The sequence below is a fragment of the Chloroflexota bacterium genome, assembly GCA_013152435.1.
GTDB lineage: Bacteria > Chloroflexota > Anaerolineae > DUEN01 > DUEN01 > DUEN01.
This window is the reverse complement of record JAADGJ010000103.1, coordinates 1-20704: the sequence shown is the minus strand read 5'-3', so window position 1 is coordinate 20704 and position 20704 is coordinate 1. Positions and strand designations below refer to the sequence as shown.

Here is a 20704-nt window from a genome sequence, read left to right as displayed (position 1 = left end):
CCCCGCCACTCTCTCAATTTGACAAACAGAAATATTTAGATTATTATTTTCTCAAGAAAATGATTTTCCATAGGACGGCCATGAGGACGGAAACGAAGCGACTAGAGCACATCGCCAGGCGGCTGCGCCGCCAAGGCTACCGGGTCACCCCACAAAGGATGGCCATCTTGCAAGCTGTGCTGTCCAGCCGTTCCCATCCAACCGTTGAGGAGATCCACCAGCGGGTGGCCGCCCAGTTCCCCATGATCAGCCCAGCTACCGTGTACAAGACGCTAAAAGTCTTGAAGGAGCTGGGAGAGGTCACCGAGCTGACCACAGGGCGCCGTAGCCGTTACGAGGGCAGCACATTCCCCCACCTGCATCTCATCTGCATGGCCTGTCACAGCATCACGGACCTCCCCATTGAGATCATGCACGATCTCCCCAGGAGGATTCGGGAGGAGCGGCGTTTCCACGCCACCCGGTATGACATGGCCATCTATGGCCTCTGCGCCCGTTGTCAAGAGGCACAGGGGGAACCGATCCCAAGCGAACAATCCGGGGACGAACCCGGCTCTAGGGGCGACCTCACAAGCCCATAGGCCACACGCTCGACCCGGATTGTCATTTACTTTTATCCGGTCAACGGAAAGGAGATTCCACCATGTTGAGCGACCGACTACAAGACGCGATGAACGAGCAGTTGAAGGAAGAGCTGTACTCCGCCTATCTCTATCTGTCCATGGCTGCCTACTACGACTCGATCAACCTGGACGGATTCGCACACTGGATGCGTGCCCAGGCCCAGGAAGAGGTTGAGCACGCGATGAAGTTCTATGAGTTCATCTACGATCGAGGGGGACGTGTGGCGCTGCAGGCCATCGACCAGCCCCCGATCGAGTTCGAGTCTCCGCTGGCCGCCTTCGAGCAGGCCCTGGAGCACGAGCAGAAGGTCACGGCCATGATCCACACGCTCTACGCGCAGGCGGTCGAGGAGAAGGACTATCCCAGCCAGAGCTTCCTGCAGTGGTTCGTGGACGAGCAGGTCGAGGAGGAGAAGACGGCCTCGAGGATTATCGAGATGCTGAAGCTGGTCGGCAACCATCCGCCGGGCCTGATCATGCTGGACAGGGAGCTCGCCCGACGCTGATCTAACCGTCAAGAAGCGACATGTGAACTCTGAAAACGCAAGCGTGGGCGGCCTCGCTTCTATGCGGGTCGGCTTCACGTCAACCAGACAGCGCCCCGCCATGTCTCCGTCGCCATTCACTCCGGGCCTCATCGGACAGAAGATACAGAGGATCCTCCCGCAACAGCGGCAGGATCACCTCACGCATTCGACGGGCATCGATCAGGCGAGCATGGGCCTGGCCCACCATTCCCTCTCGCATAGCCCCCGCCCGCCGCAACGGCTCATCCACCCGAGAGAAGCGGCGCTTCCAGCCCCACCAATGCAACCGCCCCGAGACGACGATCTCCCGGCCGGCCTCGTCAATCACCACCGCATCCGTAACGTCCTCCTGGAGATGATAAGGAACGTCGGCCAACTCTTCCAGCGCATGCAACGAGGTGTTGCTCTCCTGCGTGCATCCGAGCAGCAAGATATAGCCGCCACGATCCATGAGGCGCACATAGGGACTGCCGGGGCCACACGGCATCGCACATCGCTCGTGCCCAGTCGTATACCACACCGCCCGCTCTCCGATAGCCGTCACGGAGTGAGTCGGATGCAGGCTACGTCGGGCCCCAGGCCGCCGGCGAAACGTCTCCGGGATGCGCCCGATCCAGGTGGCACATGGCGTATGGCGCACATCCACGAGCGGCGGCCGGTCCGGCCCATCCTCCGGGGAGCCGGTGAGCGCCGGCATCAGCACCGTGCCCCCCGGCGAAACGACCATCAACAGGGCATCGATCACCGTATCCGGGCCGCCTTCCACCCAGCCCAGGCTGCTGAGCGAGGAGTGAACCAGGACGTCATCGCCAGGACACAGCCCCAGCGCCCGCAAATCCCTTGCGATCTCATCCGCCGTCAGTCCTTCACCCATCTCCCCTTCCCGTATCCCATCGCCCGCAGGGCCGCCTCCGCGGCCGCCCGCTCATCCCAGGGCATCTTCTCCGTGCCGTAGATGATGCTCCCCTCATGCCCCTTGCCCAGGAGCAATACCACATCCCCCGGCCGAGCATATCGCAACGCGGCCGCGATCGCCTCAGCTCGGTCGGCGATCTTCACGTACCCGTCGCCCTCCCGCTTGCCAGCCCGCTCCACCCCGGCAGCGATCTCATCCAGGATGGCCCAGCGATCCTCCAGACGAGGGTCCTCGTCCGTCAACACCAGGAAATCGCAATAGCGCCCCGCGATCTCCCCCTGAATCGCCCGCTTTTGGCGGTCTCGCTCTCCGGCGCTTCCGAACACGACGATCAAGCGACCCTTCGTCAACGGTCGCATGATCCCCATGACCCGCTCGAAAGACTCCGGCGTGTGAGCATAATCCACGATCACGGTGAACGGCTGGCCACAGTCTACCGTCTCCATGCGCCCACGTACGCCACGGAAGCGGGCCAACGCCTCCCGACACACATCCAGAGGCACCCCTTGTGAAAGGGCGGCGGACAACGCGGCCAGGGCGTTCCCCACGTTGAAGTCGCCGGCGAGCCGCAGCAAGATATCCGTTGTGCCCCACGGCGTGTCCACCGTGAACGTCAATTGAGAGGGCGAGGCCACGACATCACGGGCCCGAACCATCGCCGCAGGATTCTCTCGGGCGTAAGTGATGACCTGCCCCGGCGATCGGTCGATGAACATCCTGGCGTGTGGATCATCCAGGTTCACCACGGCGGTCTTGGGGATCCCCTTATGCACCGCCTCCCCCAACATCTCAAACAGGCGGGCCTTGGCCAGCCGATAAGCCTCCACCGAGCCATGAAAGTCCAGGTGCTCGTGGGTCACGTTGGTCAATACAGCCACGTCATACTCACAGGCATCCAGACGGTGCAACGCCAGCCCATGAGACGTGCTCTCGATCACGGCGTACTCGCAGCCGGAGGACACCATCTCGCGCAACAACGACTGCACCTCCGGCGCCTCGGGCGTGGACTGGCGGGTGTCATTATCCCACACCCGATCCCCCACCTTGAAGGAGACGGTCGTCATACACCCGGTGCGATGCCCTGCAGCCTCCAGGATATCGCTGATCATGGTGGTTGTCGTGGTCTTCCCGTCGGTGCCGGTCACGCCCACGACGCGCAGACGGCGGGCCGGATGGCCATGGAACGCAGCCGCCAGGAGGGCCAGCGCCGCCCGAGAATCGGGCACCTGGGCCCAGGGCGCGGACACATCGGGAGGTGGCGGCTCCTCCGCCATGATGGCCACCGCCCCCCGGGACAACGCATCCGGGATAAAGGCATGGCCGTCCACATGGAAGCCACGCACGGCCACGAAGAGATCTCCTGGCCGTACACGGCGAGAGTCATACGCCAGCCCGGAAATGGGGGTATCCATGTTGCCAACTACCTGAGCGAAGGGGATCTCCGCCAACAGATCTCGCAAACGCATGTCTCACATTCCCTTCACGCCCGGAGACGCAGAGGCTCTCTCTTTATTTCTCTCCTCTCAGTGCCCTCCGCGACCCCGCGGCGAGATGTGGGGAATCACGCCAGTGATATTGCAAAGGAACCACAGCCGTGCTATATTTGGAAGAGAGTCGGAAGGGTCCCATCGGCGCTCGACCATTATACATCACCCAAGGAGGATACCCAATGTTCTCCATCCCTGGTTACCTGTTGGAACGGATCTACGTCCAGGATAGCCTCAAGAACACGGACGAGGGTTTCGAGTTCGCCATGAGGAACGTGGTGGACTCGGGCACGCTCAGCCGGCTGATCGCTCTGGAAGTCGATGGCGAGGAGATCCCCCTGGAGAAAGTCACGATCGTGGCCAGGGAGAAGGTGCTACAGGCCACGGAGATCACCCCCAGTGCGCCGCTGCACTTCCCGGTCGGCAGCACCCTCACGGTGCGGGTAGCCGACAAGAAGCTGGAAGAGGGGGAGCACAAGATCAACGTGCGGGTAAATACCTGGGAGGCTGGAGCCCTCACCATCCCCATCAAAGCGACGCTCTAGCTCCACGGCGAACGCAGGAGGCCGGCCTGAGGCCGGCCTCCGCATTTGCACGAAGCCGGACCTTCCATACCCGCCTTCTCCTCCTGTGGATCACCCAACACCATATTATGTCAACATATGTCTATCCCCGCCTTCACACGAGCCCCCGCTAACGGACCACAATATACGGGGTTACTTCCCATACCAACCACAAAATACAGGGAATGCCTCTTCCCTATTTGAGGGACGATGCCTCCTCACTTTTTCCCAAGGCGTTCTCCCCAGAAAGGACACGCAACCTTGCCCCCTCCAAACTTGGCGCCGCCCGCCAGAGCGAGTACAATAGCCCAGGAAAGCGCCTCGTCCACAGGCGAGGCGCTTCAAGCTCTGCGCAAGTGCCATGAGGAGGTCCAGAGGGTCCCCTCAAGTTTGGCCATTCAGGCGGCAGAAGGCAGCGCCTTTCGCCACCCACACCAAGATATAGGGTGGTTCTACAAAAGAAGCCGTATATATTGGGTGAACTAAGGCGAACTTGCAGAAAGGAAACGATGGTGAACGCGATGGCTACAGGGAATCAGACGATCATCAAGGTAAATGAACAGACCTTCCAAAGGGATGTCGTTGAGCGGTCCCACGAGGTGCCGGTGGTGGTGGATTTCTGGGCGCCCTGGTGCGGCCCCTGCCGGATGCTCAGCCCCATCCTGGAGAGCCTGGCGCAGGAGTACGGCGGGCGGTTCATCCTCGCCGAGCTGAACGTGGACGAAAACCCCCGCCTGGCCGCCCAGTTCGGCGTGCAGGGCATCCCGGCCGTGAAGGCGTTCCGAGACGGCCGGGTGGTGGCGGAGTTCGTAGGCGCGCAGCCCCAGCCGGCCGTGCGCCAGTTCATCGAGCAGATCTTGCCTGACGAGCTGGATATGAAGGCGGCCGAGGGACGAGCGCTACTTCAAGCGGGGAAGCTGGCCGAGGCCGAGGCGAAATTCCGAGAGGTGCTGACCCAGAACCCCGATCACCCGGCAGGGCTTCTGGGACTCGGACAGGCATTGCTACAGCAGGGACGAGAGGACGAGGCGCTGGAGGTGTTTCGGCGCGTCCCTGCCGCCACCCCGGAGGGACATGAGGCCACACGCCTGAGGCAAGAGATCGAGCTGCGCAAGGAGATCGGGGACGCGGACGAGAGCAGCCTCCGAGCTCGCATCGCCGAGGCGCCCGACGATCTGGAGGCGCGTTACAAGCTGGCCAGCCTGCTCACCACTCAGGGACGCTACGAGGAGGCGCTGGAGCACTACCTGGAGATCGTGCGGCGGGATCGCAAGTTCCACGACGACGGCGCCCGCCAGGCCATGCTGCACATCTTCGATCAGCTCGGAGATCACCCGCTGGCGCGGGAATATCGCAACAAGCTGGCGTCGGTGTTGTTCGCCTGAAAAATCCCGCTCAAGAAGCCCGGATCCCCGCCCTCCGCCCAGACCCCGAGAAGATCAAAGGCTCCCCATCCCGTGGTGGGGAGCCCTTCGTTTCTCACCCGCTTTTGCACTTCGATTACAAGCCTTTTACCCCTGTGCAACACCGTCCGGCTACCTTTAATGGCGACAGATCCCAGCAGCCGGAGAGGGCATGCGAGATCATCCTCTACCACGGGTAGCTCGGGATATGTCGGAGGGACGATGCGTCGATACCAGATCCAAGCCCTTTGCGGCGAACGACTCCAGCCAGCCATCCTCACCATCAACGAGGAGTGGACTCTCCAGATCGGCAAGCAGCGATTCTCGGTTCACCCCCGAGCACGCGACCCAAAAGAGCACACACTGGGAGGGATACTGGCCGGCGACGCAGCCCTGCGCCAGCTCATAGAGGCACTTCCCGGCCACATCACGCCGCTCCTGTGCGGCACCTGCCAGCGGTTCCGCTTCTCCGGCATGTCCTGGCAGATGTCCGGCGGCTGGGCCGGATACTGCACATGGACCGATCCCCTCCCGGACAGGGCGCTCACCCCCTCGCTCGACGTGGTGAACATCACGACCCCGGGGTGCGGACATCACACCGCCCAGCCGAAGGAGTCCTATCCCCCACCCATACCGCCCGCTCCTCTCAGGAGCTCTCAACCCACCTGGCAACGATATCTGTCGGCCATCCGGCGGATACTTCGCCCTCGCCCCCCTTGCTCTCCTTGGGCAAAGGGCACGCCAGGTGAGCCATGCCCCACCTGCCATACCCCTACCACCGCAGTGGTCCGACTCGCCACACCCGAGGGAGCGATCTCCCTGGCGCGATGCAATCCGCTGCAACAAGGATGTGGGGCCTTCTGGCTCTTCACCCCAAAGGGGCATCATATCCTGGCCCCCAGGGAGGCGGAGATGCTGCGAAGGCGAATATCCTCACCGAGAGAGGAGCCTGGCATGTAGCCAGGCCTCTAGCTCGATCACCAAAAGGCCGGCCAGGGCCAGGGACACGAGCAGAATCCCCACGTAGAAAGCCCGGATCGCCACGGAGGGAGAGGTGCCGATCGGGTTTAAGGGATGTTGGATCACCCCCAGCCGGGGCATCAACAGCAGGGCGACACCGGCTAGCGCCGCAAACACGGCATGGGTGAAGCGATCGTCTGCCACGATGTACACCACCGCCAACATGGCCAGCAGCCCCCCGGCAAAGGCGAAGGTAAACCGGGTCCTCGGCTCAAACCAGGCGATGGGCACACCCCAGGCCGCATAGGTCGTCACCATGCTGAAGAGGGTGTGCAGCAGCCACACGACGACGATCGTCCCGACGAGCGCCTTCCCCCAGAGCGCCCATGCGGATCGCGGCTCCACCAATGCCACCAAATTGATCGGCAGGCTGATCACCAGCAGCAGCGCTGCCGTGCGGACCAGAGCGCCGTGCAGATAAACCAGCTTGACGATCTGTCCCAGCGTCTGCTCCGCCGGGGAAAGCCACAGAAGAAGCGCCAGACAGGCCAGCAACCCGATCGACAGCATCGCCACACGGGCCCGGATCGTCTCCAGTACATCCTCAACGGTTGGCACACTCATCCTCGCCACCTCCTCACGCAAGCCGCAGTATAGCATGCCGCCTTAAGCGCCGCAAAGCGACGGTCCCCCAACGAGCTTGAGCCTTGAGCCCCACCCCAGACCCAAGATCACAACCAACGAAAGATCAACAAATCAAAAACTCACATTGACAAATCGAAACACAAACGGTATAATGCAATCAGATAATCAACCCAAACCTAAAAACCATCAAGGCGCGAGTCCAAATGAAAGCTTGATGGAGCTAGGAGAAACGCACATGAGGCCTCTACCCACCCAATGCCCGCTATGTGGCGGTGAGATCACCGTCACCAGGCTCTACTGCCCCGAGTGCGACGCCACGATCGAGGGCCATTTCAGCGGCGGGCCGTTCTCAAAACTGACGTTGGAACAGCTCCGGTTCGTCGAGACCTTCATCCGATGCGAGGGAAAGCTCACCCGGATGCAGGAGGAGCTCGGCCTCTCCTATCCGACGATCCGCAGCCGCCTGCACGAGGTCATCCGGGCGTTGGGCTACGAGCCGGGCCGGGAGGAGCCTTCCCCCCTCTCGCCGGAGGAACGGCGACGCATCCTGGACGATCTGGATGAGGGAAAGATCACCTACGAGCAGGCGATGCGATTGTTACGGGGAGAGGGTCGGTAATCACATGGGGATCATAAGCGATGTCCGTTCCCTCGTGTATCGACAGCGATGAGAACCGACACCGAACCACAACGATGCCTCAACGCACACGATCATGGCAACCAGGAGGAAGATCATGGCCACTGCAGAGGAGCGACGAAAGATCCTGAAAATGGTCGAAGAGGGCAAGATCACGGCAGAGGAAGGGGCGCGCCTGCTGGCAGCGTTGGCCGATGAGCAGAGAATCGGCCCCTCCTCGGAGCCAACGGGGACGGGAGCAGGCGCCCGTTGGTTCCGCATCCGGGTCACCGATACGGCCACAGGCAAGCAAAAGGTAAGCGTGAGTATTCCTCTGGGCCTGGTGAGCGCCGGCCTGAAGATCGGCGCACGGTTCGCACCCGAGGTGGAAGGGATCCGCCTGGAGGAGGTCGCCGAGATCATCCGGTCCGGCACATCGGGCAAGATCATCGATGTATTGGATGAGGAGGAAGGCGAGCACGTCGAGATCTTCGTGGAATGAGCGGACATGCCGCGAGCCGCCTTTCCCGCATCCCGGCGATAGAGTCATCCCAGGCCGGATCCCCTCCTACCGCATAGGACGCGCGCTAAGCAAGCACATGTCGGTCTCGACCGCCTCCGAGAGCGGTCAGCCACACGATACCGGCTTTCCGTCCTGTGCGGCGGACGCCCGGATGGCATCCCATAGCTTCGCCATGCGCAATCCGACCTCCGGCGGGCACGGATTGGGAATCCGTCCATCACGCACAGCCAGGAACTGCTCCCACACGCCCGACGACGGAGGCACATCCACCGGCGAGAGCTCCGATTCGCCATAGGCTTGCAACTCCAGCCGCTCTCCCCATATGCCGGTGCGGAGGATCCCCCGCTCGCAGAAGACCCGCACATCGGAAGCACAGGAGGGGATCGCCTCACCGCATCCATGCATGGTGACCAGGGGACCAGACCGCAAACGCCCCATAACGGTCGCCATGACGTCCACGGGCCGGCCGCGCTGATCCAGCCAGGCCGCCACCTCGACGAAATCCTCTCCCGCCAGGTCTGTGACGGTGTTCAGCATGTGAGCCCCTGTATCAAAGAGAAAGCCCCCGCCGGAGAGCTCCGGCCGCTGCCTCCACGTCCCCACGGTGCCCGGCCCCCACCCTTGCCACACGACGGCGCTGATGCTCAGCAAAGCGCCCAACTGCCCGGAACGCATCATCCGCACGGCCGTGCGGATTTGGGGCGAGAGGCTACCGGGGAAGGCCACCACCAACAGCTTCCCAGTGCGATCGCGCACATCGATGAGGCTGCGTGCCTCGGCAGCGTTCATCACCATGGGCTTCTCCAGCAGGACATCCAATCCCGCCTCCAGACATGCCCGCGCCTGGTCGTGGTGATACGCGTGCGGCGTGGCGATGAGCGCAGCGTCCAGACGATCGCCATAGTCAGCCAGAAGCCGCTCCAGGTCCGGCTGGTTCGGCGGCGGCTCCAACCCGACCACACGAAAGACGTCAGCCATGGCCTCGTAAGCCTCCGGCGATGGATCACACGCCACCACGATCTCGGTGCGGTCCGCCTGCTGCAACATCGTCCGCACATGATGGCGGGCCATCCCTCCGCATCCGATGAGGCACACACGAACCGGCCCCTGCGCGTTCATAGGGGAACCTCCTATGCTCTGTGGATATACAACCGCCGGGAGTCTACCCGAACCAGACGCATTTTGCAATCCCCCCACCCCTCACATTGAGACCTGCCTAACAGCTTTTCCATTGCCACGCGGTTATACTATGGAGTTGCCTGATTCGGAAGGACAACCTAAGGACGCCCAAGGGGACGGGATCGATGGCAACGGGAGCGCCACGCGCCGACCTCCTGACGACAACAAAACGTTGCATCATTTTGCATACTGGGCTAGAATAGGGGTGTGGGGTTCACCGTTGCCTGGCGATCAACACAGCCCCGTCTTCGGGCATCAGGAGCTCATCCATGATGCTTCAGGTGCACCACCTGACCAAACGATACAATGGCTTCACCGCCGTCGATGATCTATCCTTTGAGGTACATGAGGGGGAAATCTTTGGTCTGCTAGGCCCGAACGGAGCGGGCAAGACAACCACCATCCGGATCATCATGGACATCTTCGCACCGGACGCGGGACAAGTGCGCGTCCTGGGGTATCCCCCCGGCGTGGCACGAGAGCGTATCGGCTACCTGCCAGAGGAGCGCGGCCTCTACCGAGACATCAAGGTGTTGGACGTGCTCACCTATCTGGCGGAGCTGAAGAACGTCTCTCGCACCCTCGCCCGCCGAAGGGCGAAAGCGTGGCTGGAGCGCGTGGGGCTCGACGAGTGGGCCGAACGCAAGGTCCGTGACCTCAGCCGGGGCATGCAGCAAAAGCTCCAATTCGTCGCCAGCGTGGCGCACAATCCTGACCTGATCATCCTCGATGAGCCATTCCAAGGCCTGGACCCCGTCAACGTCGGGTTGATCAAACAACTGATCCGGGAGCTACAAGAGGAGGGCAAGACGATCGTGCTGAGCGCCCACCAGATGAACCTGGTGGAGGCGCTATGCAACCGCATCGTGCTCATCAACCGGGGAAAGGCGGTGCTCTACGGATCGCTGTCCGAGATCAAACGCCGCTACGCTCCCCGCGCGGTCCGCCTGCGCACTCCAGCCGAATTGGGAGCGCTCCCAGGGGTTGCACGCATCGAGAGGCACGAGAACACCTACCTCCTCACGCTGGAAGACATCTCCCCACAGGAGTTGCTCCGAACGCTGGTGGCACGCGATATCCCCATAGAGTCCTTCGAGGTCGCCACGATGCCATTGGAAGAGATCTTCATCGCGCTGGTCAAGGAGGGCGGCCATGCATAAGGTGTGGATCATCGCCCGACACGAATACCTGGTGAACATACGGCGCCCAGGCTTCATCATCATGACGATATTGATTCCCGTCCTGAGCATCATCGGCCTGGTGATCGCCGCCTTCTTCAGCGGGCCCGCGACCGCCTTCCTCGAGCAGCACTTCTCCATGGAGCCGGACAACATCGGCGTGGTTGACCACCTGGGAGCCTTCACGCCCATCCTGCCCGCCTACCAGGACCGGTTCCACCTCTTCCCAAATGAGGAGGAGGGCCGCCAAGCCGTCCTGTCCGATAAGGTCACCACGCTGCTCATCATCCCCAAGGACTACATGACCAGCGGCGAGGTGCTGGTATACAGCAAGGGGAGCGGGTTCAGCGCCGCCGTACTAGAGGACTCCACCCTCGTGCGCAAGTTCTTCGTGGACCACCTGCTGCGGGACGACCTCTCCCCCACGCTGCGAGAGCGCCTGGCGGATCCCATCCGGGCCGTCACCATCAACCCGGAGGAGGGATATCCCCAAGGGGGGCCGTTGAGTACGGCGCTGAACATCATCGTCCCCTTCTTCCTCGGCATCCTGCTCGTCATGACCATCTTCGTCTCCTCGGGATACCTCCTGCGTGGGATCGCCGAGGAGAAGACGGATCGGATCATCGAGATCCTGCTATCCTCCGTCACGCCCTGGGAGCTCCTGGCCGGGAAGGTGATCGGCCTGGGTGCGCTGGGATTGACCCAGGTGATCGTATGGCTATCCCTGACGTTAGGGCTCAGCGGAGGCGCCCTGACCTTGCTCGGCGTCGCCGTATCCCTGCTCTCCCGGCCGGAGGTCTTCATCCTGGGACTGGTCTATTACCTGCTGGGGTTCCTGGTCTACGCCGTCCTGTTGGGAGCCATCGGATCGCTGGGCAGCACCATGCACGAGTCCCAGCAGCTGGCCGGGATCTTCTCCCTGACGGCAGCCATACCGATGATGCTGAGCGGGTTCATGTTCTCGGATCCCAACATGATGCTGGCCCGCGTGCTCTCGTGGTTCCCGCTGACCGCATCGACCATGATGCTCATCCGGCTCCCCATGACGGAGGTGCCGACGGTGGACATCGTCGGCAGCCTCGCCATCCTCATCGCGACGATCCCGGCCGTGCTATGGGTGGGCAGCAAGATGTTCCGCATGGGGCTGCTCATGTACGGCAAGCGCCCCACGTTGAGCCAGGTCATCCGAGCGCTGCGAGAGGCATGACCCAAGGCGAAGAATTCGGAGGAACCCAACGTGCAAGCCCAGCGTTTGCTGTGTAGGGCCATCCGTCAGATCGAATGGGAGACCTACGAGCTCCCGGATCGGCCGGGACCGCATGAGATCCTCATTCGATCGGCGTGCTCCCTGATCAGCGCCGGCACCGAGATTGCCATCTACAGTGGGACGCACATCGGCTACACGCTGCCCAACGCTCCATTCCCCAGGCTCCCCCTTCCCCTGGGGTACGCGCTGACGGGGACGATCCAGGCCATCGGAGAGGACGTAACCGGATGGGCGATCGGCGACCGGGTATTGGCCGCTGCACCGCATGGCGATTGGGCCCTTTGCGATGTGCGCACGACCCTCGTGCGCCCCTTGCCGCTAGGAGTATCCATGGCACAGGGCGCCCTGGCCCGGCTGGGTGGTATCAGCCTGATGGGTGTGCGGCAGGCCCGGATCTCTCTGGGGGAGACAGTCGTGGTCCTGGGTCTGGGCCTGATCGGGCAACTCGCAGCGCAACTCAGCCGTCTGTCCGGGGCACGCCCCGTGATCGGGGTAGATCCGATCCCCGCCCGGGTGCGCATCGCAGGCGACCACGGTATCCACGCCATCAATCCCGACGAGGTGTCTCCGCACTCCATCGTGAGCGAGATGACGGGCGGCCGCATGGCCGAGGTGGTTATCGAGGCGACAGGGAATCCCACGGTGATCGCCACGGCGCTGGAACTGGCGGCCGAGGGAGGGCGCGTGGTCCTGCTCGGGAGCCCCAGGGGCAAAGCCGACATCGACGTATACAGCACCGTGCACCGCCGAGGGATCACCCTGATCGGCGCTCATGAGAGGCTCGCCGCACACGCCTACACATCCCAGGATCCCTGGACGCGAGAGCGCAACCAGGACCTGATCCTGGGCCTGCTGGCCGACGGATCTCTGCAGAGCGATGGCCTGATCCGGCACCATATCCGCCCTGAAGAGGTCCCGGCCACCTACGAGGCGCTCATCAAGCGTCCCGCCGACTTTCTCGGGGTCCTGATCGTGTGGGATCCCGATCAGATGCCATAAAAGCGACCCGCGACCGACGTGTATGAGCCCAAGGTGCCTTACGCGCCGGTAAACCTCCATCGCAGCTCGGGCACCTTTTCCGCCGCATACGACGGGGAGGGGTACCATGGCCGATGGAACGCGGATCCTGTTCGTGCTCAGGAAGATCGACTACGAGCCGCAGGGAATCATGCAGCTCGCAGCGGTGCTGAAAGCGGCGGGGCATGAGGTCGGACTCACGGCGGCCTCCCACGAGGACCCGGTGAAAGCCGCGGTCCGCTTCCGGCCTGACGTGCTGGCCTATAGCGTCTTCACCGGCAGCCAGCGGGAATATCTGGCGTTGAACGCCCGGCTGAAGGAGGCCACGGGCGCCATCAGCGTCTTCGGCGGCCCCCATCCCACCTTCTTCCCGGAGTTCATCGAGGAGGATGGCGTGGACATCCTCTGCATAGGCGAGGGCGAGCGCCCCCTATGCGATCTGGCTGACGCACTAGCCCGAGGCTCCCCCATCACCGACATCCCCAATCTATGGGTCAAGCAAAACGGGCAGATCCATCGCAACCCTGTACGCCCCCTGATCGGCGATCTGGATGCGCTCCCCCTGCCGGATCGCGAGCTGGTCTACCGCAAGGATCGATTCACCCGGGAGAGCGGGCTGAAGCATTTCGTCGCCAGCCGGGGCTGCCCGTACCAATGCACTTTCTGCTTCAACCAGGCCATGACGGAGATCTACGGCCCACCCTGGCGACGGGTCCGCCGGCGAAGCGTGGACCACGTGCTGGAGGAGATCGACCAGGTCCGGTCCCGCTACCCGCTGGCCTTCGTCGTGTTCCTGGACGACCTGTTCATCGTGCCCCGCGACTGGCTGGAGGAGTTCGCCCGGGTATATCCCCGCAGGATCGGACTTCCCTTCTTCTGCAATGTGCGGGCGAATCTGGTGGACGAGGATCTGGTGCGGCTATTGAAATCCGCAGGATGCGTCAGCGTGGGCATGGGCATCGAGACGGGGGACGATCGGTTGCGCAACCTGGTGTTGAAGCGACATCTATCCCGGGATCAGATCATCCGGGCGGCCGATCTGATTCACGACGCCGGCATCGCCCTGATCACCACCAACATGCTGGGGCTGCCCACCGGCACGCTGGCCGACGACTTCAAAACGCTAGAACTCAACATCGCCTGCCGGGCGCAATACGCCAACGCCTTCCTCTACCAGCCGTACCCCCGCACCGAGCTGGGCGAGTTCGCCCGAAAGGCCGGACTGCTGGACGAAAGCGTCGATGCGATCAGCACCTCCGCCTGGGACCGATCCATCCTGCACTTCCCCAGCCCTCGACACCGCCGCATGACGGAGAACCTGGTCAGGCTCTTCGCACTGGCCGTCGCGTTCCCCCGGCTGACCGCGTGGCTCCGAGCCCTGATCGCGCTGCCGCGAAATCCCGTGTACTGGCTGGCGTACAAATTGTGGAAGGGATACGCCATCAAACGCTGGATTCACCCTTATCGGGCATCGCCCCGGGAATTCCTGGAGACCGTCATCCGCTTCATGCGGTTCGATTGAGGGGGCTTCCCCCGCAAAATAACGCTTGCCGTTTCCGATTATGTCTGCTACAATCGCTCCAAGAAGGATCACAAGCGTCCTTTCAACCCAAGAGGAGACCATTTTCATGCCCGACATCGAGAAGCCAGGAACCTTCTACCTGGGGCGGCTGGTAGATCCAAAGAGCGGGGAGACCACGGACACCCCCCTGCTGTACGACGCCCGGGACCTCACCACGCACGCCGTATGCGTGGGCATGACGGGCAGCGGGAAGACCGGGCTCTGCATCGATCTGATCGAAGAGGCAACCCTGGAGGGCATCCCCTCCCTCCTCATCGATCCCAAAGGGGATATCACGAACCTGCTGCTCACGTTCCCTGATCTGAGGCCCGAGGACTTCCGCCCCTGGGTGAACCCGGACGACGCCCGCCGCAAGGGGCTGGATCTGGACGCCTTTGCCGAGCAACAGGCACGACTATGGCGAGAGGGCCTGGCCAAATGGGGCCAGGGGCCGGACCGCATCCGACGGCTGCGCGAGGCGGCGGAGTTCACCATCTACACGCCCGGCTCCGAGGCTGGCGTGCCCATCAGCATCCTGCACACGCTGAAGGCCCCGAACCTCCCCTGGGAGGATTATGAGGAGGAGCTGCGAGAGAAGATCAGCACCACCGTCTCGGCGCTCCTGGGCCTGGTGGGCGTCGAGGCGGACCCCATGCGCAGCCGGGAGCACATCCTGCTGGCCCACATCTTCGAGCACGCCTGGCGCCAGGGGGAGGATCTCGATATCCCTCAGATCATCCGGCAGATCCAGGAGCCTCCCGTCCGCCAGCTGGGCGTCTTCGATGTGGACACATTTTACCCCCAAAAGGAGCGATTCGAGCTGGCCATGGCGTTGAACGCCATGATCGCCGCCCCGGCGTTTCAGGCCTGGCTGGAGGGAGAGCCGCTAGACGTCGGTACCCTCCTATACACGTCGGATGGACGGCCTCGCGTCAGCATCTTCTACATCGCCCACCTGCCTGACGCGGAGCGCATGTTCTTCGTCACACTGCTGCTGGAACAGGTGCTAGCCTGGATGCGCACACAGCCGGGGACCACCTCCCTGCGCGCCCTGCTGTACTTCGACGAGGTGATGGGATACTTCCCTCCCGTCGCCAATCCGCCTTCCAAGCCCCCCCTGCTCACCCTGATGAAGCAAGCTCGGGCCTACGGCCTGGGGGTCCTCCTGGTGACGCAGAACCCGGTGGACCTGGATTACAAGGGGCTGAGCAACGCGGGGACGTGGTTCATCGGCAAGCTACAGACGGAACAGGACAAGGACCGCCTTCTGGACGGCATCGAGGGTGCCTTGGGGGCAGGCGCCCTGGCCGATCGCCGCACGCTGGATCGCCTCATCGCCGGGCTGGAGTCCCGGGTGTTCCTCATGAACAACGTGCACGCCGAGGGGCCGGTGCTCTTCCGCACCCGATGGGCTATGAGCTACCTGCGAGGGCCACTCACACGCCAGCAGGTCCGCCAGCTCATGGCCGGGCGACGGCCTCGCGCTTCCACACCCGAGCGAGCGCCAGCGGCCACAGCTGCCCCCCGCCCAAGCCAGGAGCCGCCCGCCACCCGCCCCACGCTCCCGGCGGACATACCGCAGGTCTTCCTTCCTGTCAAGATCGGACGAGGACAGGCCCAAGAGGCCCTGTACGCCGCCATAGGACGGGACATCGAGGTGATCGATCAGCGACTGGTGTACCGGGCGGCCATCCTGGGCATGGCCACCGTCAACTTCCTCGACCGCAGGAGCGGCTCCAGCGCACAGAAGGAGATCTCGCTGCTGTTGGAGCCACCGGACAGGCCAGGGGCGGCCCGATGGGATACGGCGGAGCCTCTGAAGCTCTCATCGGGAGATCTGCGCCCGGAGCCGGAGCCCAACGCCGCGTTCGTAGAGATCCCCGCCTCCGTGAACACCGCCCGGGAGCTGCGATCCTTGAGCAAAGCGCTCTCCGACTGGCTGTACCGATCGCAGACACTGGAGGTCCCCTACAACCCGGCGCTGAAGCTCTCGGCGCGCCCCGATGAGCCCCCGGAGGAATTCCGCCGACGCTGCGAGCGCGTCGCCCGAGAGCGAAGGGACGAGGAGATCGAAAAGGTTCGAGAGCGCTACGAGAAGCGCAAGGATCGGCTGGAGGAGCGGCTCAAGCGAGAGCAACGGGAGCTCCGGGAGGATCAGGCGGAGTACGAGGGGCGCAAACGGGAGTTCTGGGCCAACCTCGGGGAAAGCCTGCTGGGCTTCGCACTGGGCCGCCGTTCCACCCGCTCCATCTCCAGCGCGCTACGCCGACAGCGGATGACCAGCCGGGCCAAGGAGGACATCGAGGAATCCCTGGAGACCATCGAAGACCTCCAGGAGCAAATCAAAGAGCTGGAACAGGAACTCGAGGAGGAGATCCGGGAGATCTCAGAGCGATGGGAAAGGGCCGTCCAGGAGATGGAGACCCGAAAGCTCACGCCGAGACGAGCGGATGTACAGGTGACGCTCTGTGCGCTGGCCTGGGTACCCTACTGGACCTTCCGATACAAGGATTCCCAAGGGATCCCAGGCGAATGGTCGTTGCCCGCCTGGAGAGGCACAGCATGAACGTGGGCTACCTCACCGACGAGGCGCAGCCACACCGGGATACTTTGACCAAATGTCTCGTTCCCGGCAGCTTATACGGAACGCTTACCACTGTGAACTCCCCCCAGACTCGGGAGCCATGGATGTGACACGAGTGATCAGCACACCCAGGCCGATGGCCACCACCCGGCCACGTCGGCCGCTTCTCAGCCTATTCATCGCGCTAGGACTGGCGACCCTGCTGGTCGCCGGAGCGCTGATCGGCCTGGAGTTCGCGTACGCGGACAAGATCTATCCGGGCGTGACGGTGGCGGGCATCCCGGTGGGGGGGAAGACGCCCACCCAGGCGTCGGCCATTCTGAGCGAGGCGCTGACCCCGTATCCTATCCCAGCTATCCTGCTTCGCACCGATCAAGACCTCGTCCCGCTGCAACCTGACGATGTAGGGGCGAGCCTGGATACACGAGCCACCGTCCGGGCGGCTTATCTCATCGGCCGCAGCGGGGATCTCCTGGAGGATTTGAGCACCCGCCTTCTGGTCCTGATCTCAGGCCGGGCCGTCCCCCCCGTCGTCACATACGACGAGCGCCAGGTCCGGTTCACGCTGGAACGGCTGGCCCAGAAACTCTACCGCCCGGCACGGGAGGCCCGTTTGGAGGTCCAGGGGCTCCAGCCGACGGTGATCCCCGGGCAGCCCGGCCGGGAGATGGACATCCCGGCCACCCTGGCAGCGATCATGGATCGCCTCCAACAGGGAAAGCCCGGCGTGGTGGATGCCGTGATCCAGGAGCACCAGCCGGCCATCTCCGACCTCTCCGCCGCCGAGGAAAAGGTCCGGGAATTCCTCAGCGGGCCCATCACCCTGACCAGCCCCGACGGCTTGTTAAGCTTCGCCCTGGATCCAGCCCAGCTGGCCCAGATGATGCGGCTGGAGAGAAGGGAGGACTCCTTCGACATCACGCTGGACGAAGCGGCCCTGACCGCCGAGGTGGAGCGATGGGCCGAGCTCATCGCCATTGAGCCGAGGGATGCCCGCATCGACTTCGACCCGGACACAGGGACCTTCATCACGCTGGTGCCCAGCCAGGTCGGTCGGGAGCTGGACGTGCCAGAAACGGTCCGACGGATCCAGGCGGTGGTCGCCCGTGGCGACCGGGAGGCGGAGCTGCCGGTGCGCGCCGTGCCGCCTGCCGTCGATGAGAGGAACGTGCATGAGATGGGGATCAAGGAGCTGGTGGCACGAGGCGAGAGCCGCTTCGCTGGCTCCAGCGCCGCTCGAGTGCACAACATCGTGACCGCTGCGGAGAAGTTCCGCGGCGTCGTGATCCCGCCCGGCGGCGAGTTCTCATTCAATCGCATCGTCGGGGACATCACGGCCGCCAACGGGTTCGAGGACTCGCTGATCATCTGGGGCGACCGCACCGCCGTGGGCATCGGCGGCGGAGTGTGCCAGGTCTCCACCACCGTCTTCCGGGCGGCCTTCTTCGGAGGGTTCCCCATCCTGGAGCGCTGGGCTCATGGATATGTGGTGAGCTGGTACGGCGAGCCCGGCCTGGACGCCACCATCTATACCCCGGATGTGGACTTCCGCTTCCGCAACGACACCGAGCATTACCTGCTGATCAAGCCAGAGGTGGACCCACGTCGCGGCATCCTCGCGTTCAGCTTTTATGGGACCAAACCTGACCGCCAGGTGGAGATGATCGGCCCGATCATCGAGAATCGCCAGCCGCCTCCGGACCCGGTGTACCAGCTGGACCCCAGCCTCCCGCCGGGAGCGCGCAAGCAGGTGGATTGGGCACAAGAGGGCATGGATGTCACCGTGATTCGGATCATCAAGGATGGCCAGGGGAACGAGATCGGCCGGGATGTGTTCGTCAGCCACTACCAGCCGTGGCGAGCGGTGTACTTAGTCGGCCCGGAGCCAGAGCCGACGCCCACGCCCACGCCCCCACCGCCGGAGGAGACGCCCCCCGCTCAGGAGCCCGAGACGCCCACGAACGAGTCCGGATAGATGCCGAAGGACGGAAATCCCACCCTTCCGGCCTGCACCTGCCTCTCTCAGCCCTTTCCGCAGGACCCAGACCGAGGCCGGGCAGGTCGAAGGCGGAAGAAGTTCTTTCCGGAGCTTCGCCCCCCGGGCCTCCTCATGGCAAAAGCAACGGCATCTCTCAGAGCGTGTCTGAAAATTTACCAGTAAGGCGTCTAAGGGGCCTCCCTCAACCACCAACTCCACAGGGGGTGGTGTGGAGGGGGTCTCCCCTCCACTCACGGCAGCAGCAACGGCATTTCTCAGACACACTCTCAGACACGATCTCAGATCAGACGCCGGATGAGATCAGGCAGCTCGTCCAGACGGCTGATGCTCGCCTCGATGGGAACGGGCGGAGGCCGCTCGCCGGTATATAGCGTATCTGGAGCATCCAGCCACACACCCAACCGGAAGCCCGCCCGCCGGGCCCCTTCCACGTCTGCCTCCGGCGAATCTCCCACATGCACGCAGGCAGCCGGTTCCACGCCCAGCAGAGAGGCGGCGTGCTGGAAGATGGTGGGATGGGGCTTGGCCCATCCCACATGCGAGGAGAGGACCACCGGGCCGGTCAGCTCGGCGGGAAGCCCGTAGCGCTGCATCTGGGCGGTGACGAACGTGGGGCTGACGGTGTTGCTGACGAGCGCCGTGCGCACTCCCATGTCACGGATCGCCTGAAGCACCGAGGCGGCTCCCGGACGGAGGGAGCGCCGGAAGAATCTGGACTCCCAAATCCACAACAGGGCATCCCCCAGTCGCTCCCCCTCCTCCCCATCCGGCCAGTCCACCTGAGGCAGAAGATAATCCCGCCACAGGGTCAGCGGCGAGGGCTCCCGGCCCTCCCGACGCAATGCGTCCGCATACCGGCGAATCCCCGCCATGATCCCTTCCGCCAACGCTTCCGGGGATTCACGCAGCCGGATGCCATGCCGGGCCAGTAGCGCCGGGATATCCGTGCGACAGGCGGCCAACCGGCCCTCCCGATCTGGGATCATCACCTCCAGCGTCCCACCGACATCGAACGTGACCGCCCGCACGGGTCTTTGCATCACAGCGTCCTCCGCACGCTCACGATTCCCCTCATCGCTGGTGGGGATGCGGCTCGTCACCGGCGTGCAGCCACAGGTTCACGATGGGATCCTCCTCCGAGGAGATCAGGTGATGGTTCTCGCCCGGCTCGATGATGATCACATCCCCCGCCTGCACCGGGATCTCCTCCCCATCCAGCTGCAAGATACCGCGCCCCTGCACGATGCAGAAAGCCTCTTGGTCCTCGTGCACATGCACGGACTCTCCACCGTGGGTACGAAAACCTGGCGGGTGAAAGCTCAAACCGCCTTTATTCAACCACTCGCCGTCCAAGATCCCCGCCAGCACGTGCCGTCCAGACCGCCCACCCAGATCACGAAAATGGAACCGCTTCACGCCGTCCTCCTGTGCGTGTGACGCGTTGCGTATCGCGTGTTACGAGAAGCCCTTTACGTGATTCGACAATTGCTCGAAGCCATCGGCCGTGATGAGATAGTTGTCCTCGATGCGCATGCCTCCCACGGCAGGGTCATAGAGCCCCGGCTCCAGGGTGACCACCTGTCCCTCTTGCAACGGCTCCTGACTCTCCGGGACGAAGAACGGCGGCTCCGGGTGCATCAGCCCTAAAGCATGCCC

At 63.6% G+C, this 20704-nt stretch carries 20 protein-coding genes; 13 read left to right on the top strand and 7 right to left on the bottom strand.

All coding sequences use genetic code 11. The features are described 5' to 3' along the window. The first annotated feature begins 80 nt into the window (after nt 1-80). Nucleotides 81-581, top strand: a complete 501-nt coding sequence (locus GXP39_14635) for a transcriptional repressor (GenBank protein NOZ29270.1) — start codon at nt 81-83, stop codon at nt 579-581. Between the two features lie 62 nt (nt 582-643). Continuing rightward, nucleotides 644-1129: a ferritin gene (locus GXP39_14630; protein NOZ29269.1), complete on the top strand. Its 486-nt coding sequence runs from the start codon at nt 644-646 to the stop codon at nt 1127-1129. Between the two features lie 79 nt (nt 1130-1208). Here the strand turns inward: GXP39_14630 and GXP39_14625 are convergent, their stop codons facing one another. Together GXP39_14625 and GXP39_14620 are read right to left on the bottom strand one after the other, a co-directional pair. After that, entirely contained in the window at nt 1209-2024 is an 816-nt protein-coding gene (locus GXP39_14625; protein NOZ29268.1) for an AAC(3) family N-acetyltransferase, read from the bottom strand. Further along, a complete protein-coding gene (locus tag GXP39_14620) occupies nt 2009-3532 on the bottom strand; it encodes a UDP-N-acetylmuramoyl-L-alanyl-D-glutamate--2,6-diaminopimelate ligase (GenBank protein NOZ29267.1) in 1524 nt (507 codons plus the stop codon). Before GXP39_14620 ends, GXP39_14625 begins: the two co-directional genes overlap by 16 nt. A gap of 203 nt (nt 3533-3735) precedes the next feature. On the opposite strand from GXP39_14620, the gene GXP39_14615 reads away from it, so the two are divergent. The 3 genes from GXP39_14615 (at nt 3736) to GXP39_14605 (ending at nt 6479) form a co-directional block, all read left to right on the top strand. Continuing rightward, complete coding sequence (locus tag GXP39_14615; GenBank protein NOZ29266.1) at nt 3736-4098, top strand: hypothetical protein; 363 nt, start codon at nt 3736-3738, stop codon at nt 4096-4098. A 539-nt stretch (nt 4099-4637) separates the two neighbouring features. Further along, the gene (gene trxA / locus GXP39_14610; GenBank protein ID NOZ29265.1) at nt 4638-5501 is read left to right on the top strand and encodes a thioredoxin; all 864 of its coding nucleotides are present in this window, start codon (nt 4638-4640) and stop codon (nt 5499-5501) included. Nucleotides 5502-5741: 240 nt separating this feature from the next. Then, nucleotides 5742-6479 carry a hypothetical protein gene (locus tag GXP39_14605; protein ID NOZ29264.1) on the top strand — a complete coding sequence of 246 codons (738 nt, stop codon included), beginning with the start codon at nt 5742-5744 and terminating at the stop codon, nt 6477-6479. Here GXP39_14605 and GXP39_14600 read toward each other — a convergent pair. Next, complete coding sequence (locus GXP39_14600) at nt 6453-7103, bottom strand: hypothetical protein (protein ID NOZ29263.1); 651 nt, start codon at nt 7101-7103, stop codon at nt 6453-6455. The two genes, GXP39_14605 and GXP39_14600, sit on opposite strands and share 27 nt — an antisense overlap. A gap of 256 nt (nt 7104-7359) precedes the next feature. On the opposite strand from GXP39_14600, the gene GXP39_14595 reads away from it, so the two are divergent. Beyond that, nucleotides 7360-7743, top strand: coding sequence for a DUF2089 domain-containing protein (locus tag GXP39_14595; GenBank protein NOZ29262.1), 384 nt, complete (start codon nt 7360-7362; stop codon nt 7741-7743). Nucleotides 7744-7858: 115 nt separating this feature from the next. Then, nucleotides 7859-8242, top strand: a complete 384-nt coding sequence (locus GXP39_14590) for a DUF2089 domain-containing protein (GenBank protein NOZ29261.1) — start codon at nt 7859-7861, stop codon at nt 8240-8242. Nucleotides 8243-8368: 126 nt separating this feature from the next. On the opposite strand, the gene GXP39_14585 is transcribed toward GXP39_14590, so the two are convergent. Beyond that, nucleotides 8369-9382 carry a Gfo/Idh/MocA family oxidoreductase gene (locus GXP39_14585; protein ID NOZ29260.1) on the bottom strand — a complete coding sequence of 338 codons (1014 nt, stop codon included), beginning with the start codon at nt 9380-9382 and terminating at the stop codon, nt 8369-8371. Nucleotides 9383-9711: 329 nt separating this feature from the next. On the opposite strand from GXP39_14585, the gene GXP39_14580 reads away from it, so the two are divergent. The 6 genes from GXP39_14580 (at nt 9712) to GXP39_14555 (ending at nt 19024) form a co-directional block, all read left to right on the top strand. Next, complete coding sequence (locus GXP39_14580; protein ID NOZ29259.1) at nt 9712-10602, top strand: ATP-binding cassette domain-containing protein; 891 nt, start codon at nt 9712-9714, stop codon at nt 10600-10602. Next, nucleotides 10595-11827 carry an ABC transporter permease gene (locus GXP39_14575; GenBank protein ID NOZ29258.1) on the top strand — a complete coding sequence of 411 codons (1233 nt, stop codon included), beginning with the start codon at nt 10595-10597 and terminating at the stop codon, nt 11825-11827. Before GXP39_14580 ends, GXP39_14575 begins: the two co-directional genes overlap by 8 nt. A 30-nt stretch (nt 11828-11857) precedes the next feature. After that, the gene (locus GXP39_14570; protein ID NOZ29257.1) at nt 11858-12886 is read left to right on the top strand and encodes a zinc-binding alcohol dehydrogenase; all 1029 of its coding nucleotides are present in this window, start codon (nt 11858-11860) and stop codon (nt 12884-12886) included. A gap of 106 nt (nt 12887-12992) precedes the next feature. Beyond that, nucleotides 12993-14426: a B12-binding domain-containing radical SAM protein gene (locus GXP39_14565; protein ID NOZ29256.1), complete on the top strand. Its 1434-nt coding sequence runs from the start codon at nt 12993-12995 to the stop codon at nt 14424-14426. Nucleotides 14427-14532: 106 nt separating this feature from the next. Beyond that, nucleotides 14533-17031, top strand: coding sequence for a hypothetical protein (locus GXP39_14560; GenBank protein ID NOZ29255.1), 2499 nt, complete (start codon nt 14533-14535; stop codon nt 17029-17031). Nucleotides 17032-17155: 124 nt separating this feature from the next. Next, a complete protein-coding gene (locus tag GXP39_14555; protein ID NOZ29254.1) occupies nt 17156-19024 on the top strand; it encodes a hypothetical protein in 1869 nt (622 codons plus the stop codon). Nucleotides 19025-19326: 302 nt separating this feature from the next. On the opposite strand, the gene GXP39_14550 is transcribed toward GXP39_14555, so the two are convergent. The 3 genes from GXP39_14550 to GXP39_14540 all read right to left on the bottom strand — a co-directional run. Continuing rightward, entirely contained in the window at nt 19327-20088 is a 762-nt protein-coding gene (locus tag GXP39_14550) for an HAD family hydrolase (protein ID NOZ29253.1), read from the bottom strand. 31 nt (nt 20089-20119) lie between these two features. After that, on the bottom strand, nt 20120-20464 hold the full coding sequence (locus GXP39_14545) for a cupin domain-containing protein (GenBank protein ID NOZ29252.1): 345 nt from the start codon (nt 20462-20464) through the stop codon (nt 20120-20122). Between the two features lie 39 nt (nt 20465-20503). Next, a partial coding sequence (locus GXP39_14540) for a M24 family metallopeptidase (protein ID NOZ29251.1) occupies nt 20504-20704 on the bottom strand: 201 nt, incomplete at its 5' end.

What these genes read in the sequence shown, in the direction of transcription:
- GXP39_14590 (NOZ29261.1), top strand. Translation starts at nt 7,859, where the DNA reads ATGGCCACTGCAGAGGAGCGACGAAAGATCCTGAAAATGGTCGAAGAG.
- GXP39_14625 (NOZ29268.1), bottom strand. Translation starts at nt 2,024, where the DNA reads ATGGGTGAAGGACTGACGGCGGATGAGATCGCAAGGGATTTGCGGGCG.
- GXP39_14615 (NOZ29266.1), top strand. Translation starts at nt 3,736, where the DNA reads ATGTTCTCCATCCCTGGTTACCTGTTGGAACGGATCTACGTCCAGGAT.
- GXP39_14560 (NOZ29255.1), top strand. Translation starts at nt 14,533, where the DNA reads ATGCCCGACATCGAGAAGCCAGGAACCTTCTACCTGGGGCGGCTGGTA.
- GXP39_14550 (NOZ29253.1), bottom strand. Translation starts at nt 20,088, where the DNA reads ATGCAAAGACCCGTGCGGGCGGTCACGTTCGATGTCGGTGGGACGCTG.
- GXP39_14585 (NOZ29260.1), bottom strand. Translation starts at nt 9,382, where the DNA reads ATGAACGCGCAGGGGCCGGTTCGTGTGTGCCTCATCGGATGCGGAGGG.
- GXP39_14630 (NOZ29269.1), top strand. Translation starts at nt 644, where the DNA reads ATGTTGAGCGACCGACTACAAGACGCGATGAACGAGCAGTTGAAGGAA.
- GXP39_14635 (NOZ29270.1), top strand. Translation starts at nt 81, where the DNA reads ATGAGGACGGAAACGAAGCGACTAGAGCACATCGCCAGGCGGCTGCGC.
- GXP39_14595 (NOZ29262.1), top strand. Translation starts at nt 7,360, where the DNA reads ATGAGGCCTCTACCCACCCAATGCCCGCTATGTGGCGGTGAGATCACC.
- GXP39_14565 (NOZ29256.1), top strand. Translation starts at nt 12,993, where the DNA reads ATGGCCGATGGAACGCGGATCCTGTTCGTGCTCAGGAAGATCGACTAC.
- GXP39_14575 (NOZ29258.1), top strand. Translation starts at nt 10,595, where the DNA reads ATGCATAAGGTGTGGATCATCGCCCGACACGAATACCTGGTGAACATA.
- trxA (NOZ29265.1), top strand. Translation starts at nt 4,638, where the DNA reads ATGGCTACAGGGAATCAGACGATCATCAAGGTAAATGAACAGACCTTC.
- GXP39_14620 (NOZ29267.1), bottom strand. Translation starts at nt 3,532, where the DNA reads ATGCGTTTGCGAGATCTGTTGGCGGAGATCCCCTTCGCTCAGGTAGTT.
- GXP39_14600 (NOZ29263.1), bottom strand. Translation starts at nt 7,103, where the DNA reads ATGAGTGTGCCAACCGTTGAGGATGTACTGGAGACGATCCGGGCCCGT.
- GXP39_14580 (NOZ29259.1), top strand. Translation starts at nt 9,712, where the DNA reads ATGATGCTTCAGGTGCACCACCTGACCAAACGATACAATGGCTTCACC.
- GXP39_14605 (NOZ29264.1), top strand. Translation starts at nt 5,742, where the DNA reads ATGCGTCGATACCAGATCCAAGCCCTTTGCGGCGAACGACTCCAGCCA.